The sequence below is a fragment of the Actinoalloteichus spitiensis RMV-1378 genome (assembly GCF_000239155.1).
GTDB lineage: Bacteria > Actinomycetota > Actinomycetes > Mycobacteriales > Pseudonocardiaceae > Actinoalloteichus_B > Actinoalloteichus_B spitiensis.
This window is the reverse complement of record NZ_AGVX02000388.1, coordinates 1-2,838: the sequence shown is the minus strand read 5'-3', so window position 1 is coordinate 2,838 and position 2,838 is coordinate 1. Positions and strand designations below refer to the sequence as shown.

At 72.8% G+C, this 2,838-nt stretch carries 2 protein-coding genes; both read left to right on the top strand.

Features of this window, described 5'->3' with window-relative positions; genetic code table 11:
* Positions 1-86: 86 nt before the first annotated feature.
* A complete protein-coding gene (locus tag ACTIDRAF_RS0216945; protein ID WP_016699916.1) occupies positions 87-1,340 on the top strand; it encodes an ABC transporter substrate-binding protein in 1,254 nt (417 codons plus the stop codon).
* 100 nt (positions 1,341-1,440) lie between these two features.
* Complete coding sequence (locus ACTIDRAF_RS0216940) at positions 1,441-2,610, top strand: acyl-CoA dehydrogenase family protein (RefSeq protein WP_016699914.1); 1,170 nt, start codon at positions 1,441-1,443, stop codon at positions 2,608-2,610.
* Positions 2,611-2,838 lie beyond the last annotated feature (228 nt).

Below are 2,838 nucleotides of genomic sequence, written 5' to 3'. Positions count from 1 at the left end.
CACCCCGACCCCGACCACCCCACCGGGCCAACCCGATCCGACCCCACCACCGGGCCGGCGGACCATCCCGCCAAGGAGGACACACCATGAGACGGACCCTTCCCCCCTCCGGCGCGGCCGCCCTCGCCGTCCTGCTGGCCCTCACCGCCTGCAGCTCCAAGGCCACCGGCACCCAGGGCGCGGACGGCGACGGCCCCGCGACCGGACCGGGCATCACCGACACCACCATCCGGCTCGGCGCGCTCACCGACCTCACCGGGCCGTACGCCGCGCTGAGCACCAGCATCGTCAACTCCCAACAGCTCGCCGTCGAACAGATCAACGACGAGGGCGGCGTCTGCGGGCGCGACCTGGAGATCGTGGTCCGCGACCACGGCTACGACGTGCAACGGGCCACCGCCGGCTACGGCGAGATCGCCCCCGAGGTGGCCGCCATGCCCCAGCTGCTCGGCGCGCCCATGCTCGCCGCGCTCTCCGACGACATCGTCCGCGACGGGCTGCTGACCTTCCCCCAGAGCTGGGCGTCCAGCCTCCTCGGCCACCGCGAGATCCAGGTACCCGGCAACGTCTACGACATCGACCTCGTCAACGGCGTCGACTTCCTGCTCCGCACCGGACGTGTCGAACCGGGCGACGGCATCGGCCACGTCTACCTCGACGACGACTACGGGCACAACGCCGTCCTCGGCTCCCGGTACGCCGCCCAGGAGGCGGGACTCACCCTCGTCGAGCAACGCGTGCGGGCCGGGGAGTCCGACCTCACCGGGCAGGTCGCCGCGCTCCGCTCCGCCGGCGTGACCGCCATCCTCACCAGCGTCGGCCCCGCCCAACTCGCCTCCCTCGTCGGTGTCATCGCCTCCTCGGGGGACCCCGTCCCCGTCATCGGCAACACCCCCTCCTACGCCTCCCAACTGCTGGAGACCCCGGTCGCCCAGGCCCTGGAGGACCACTTCTTCCTCATCAGCGGCGCCCCCGCCGCGTCGAGCGACCTGCCGGGGGTCCGCGAACTCGTCACCGCCTACCAGGAGCGCTACCCCGGGGACGACATCGACGGCGGCGCGCTCTCCGGCTACTCCACCATGCGGTCGCTGGCCGAAACCCTCGCCACCGCCTGCGAACGCGGCGACCTGACCAGGGCAGGCATCGTCGAGGCGCACCGCTCCCAGGACCTCGTCGACATCGGCCTCGGGATGCCGATGGACTTCTCCGACCCAGCCCAACCGCCCTCCTCCGACTCCTACGTCCTCGCGCCCGCCCGGGGCGCCGACGGGGGCCTGGTCGAGGTCGAACCGGCCAGCACGGCCGACGCCGTCGCCGACTACCCCCTGCCCACGCACTGACCCCCGGCACCACCACCCGGCCGACGCGGCCACGGCGGGCCACGCCCGACCCGAGCGGCGCCCGGCCCGCCCAGCCCACCCCACCGATCCGGAGCAGCTGATGGACCTCGCGCTGACCTACGAACAACAGGCCGTCCGGAACACCGTCCGCGACTTCGTCCGCAAGGAGGTGATGCCGCTGGAAGCCGAGGTGCTCCGCCGGGAACGACGCGGACTCCCCGGACTCGAACAGTCCGAACTGCGGGAACTCCAACAGCGCGCGAAGGCCTTCGGGTTCTGGGGGCTCGACACGCCCACCGAGTACGGGGGGATGGGGTTGCCCGCCGTCGACCAGTCCCTGGTGTGGACCGAGACCGGCCGTTCCTTCGTCCCCTTCCGGTTCGGCGGCAGCGCCGACAACATCCTCTACCACGCCAACGACGAGCAGCGGGCCGAATACCTGCTGCCGACGATCGCCGGCGACCGGATCTCCTGCTTCGCCATCACCGAACCCGGCGCCGGATCCGACGCCGCCAACATCCGGATGACCGCGCGGCGCGACGGCGACGACTGGGTCCTCAACGGTGAGAAGGTGTTCATCACCGGCGGCAACGAGGCCGACTTCGCCATCGTCGTCGCCGTCACCGACCCCGACATCGGCGCGCGCGGCGGGTCCACCGCCTTCCTCGTCGACCGGGAGCGGGGCTGGACCTCGGAGTTCATCCAGACCATGGGCGAGGGCGGACCGGCCTCCCTCGTCTTCGACAACGTCCGCGTCCCCCACCGCAACGTCCTCGGGGAGGTGGGGCAGGGCTTCGAACTCGGCATGAAGTGGATCGGCAAGGGCCGCTACGCCATCCCCTCGCAGGGCCTGGGCATCGCCGAACGCGCCCTGGAGATGGCCATCGAGTACGCCAACACCCGTGAGACCTTCGGCCGGCCGATCGGGACGAACCAGGCGATCCAGTGGATGATCGCCGACTCGGAGGTCGAGGTCGAGGCGGCCAGGGGGCTCGTGCTGCGCGCCGCCTGGACCGTCGACCAGGGCCGCGACCCCCGGCACAGCTCGGCGGCGGCGAAACTGTTCGGCGCCGGCATGGTCAACCGGGTCGTGGACCGGGTGCTCCAGATCCACGGCGGCATGGGCTACACCCGCGAGTTGCCCATCGAACGCTGGTACCGGCAGGTCCGGCTGTTCCGCATCTTCGAGGGCACCGACGAGATGCTGCGGCTGATCATCTCCCGCGACCTGCTGCGCGGCTACACCAGGGTCGGCGACCAACTCGGCTGACCGGCCCGGAGCGTGCCCGGGGGAGGGGTGGGCCAGCCCTCGTGGCGGCACCGGGTCGACCGGCCGCACCAGCCCACCGCCGACCCCGTTCCCCGGGCCCGTCCACCCGCGACGACGGTGCCCGGCGCGTCCACCAGGGGCCGCCCGGGGCCGTGGCCGTCGCACCCCGGCGGCCCTCGCCGCCGGGGAAGGACGAGGACGGCGCGGCGTCCCACCCACCCGGCCCAC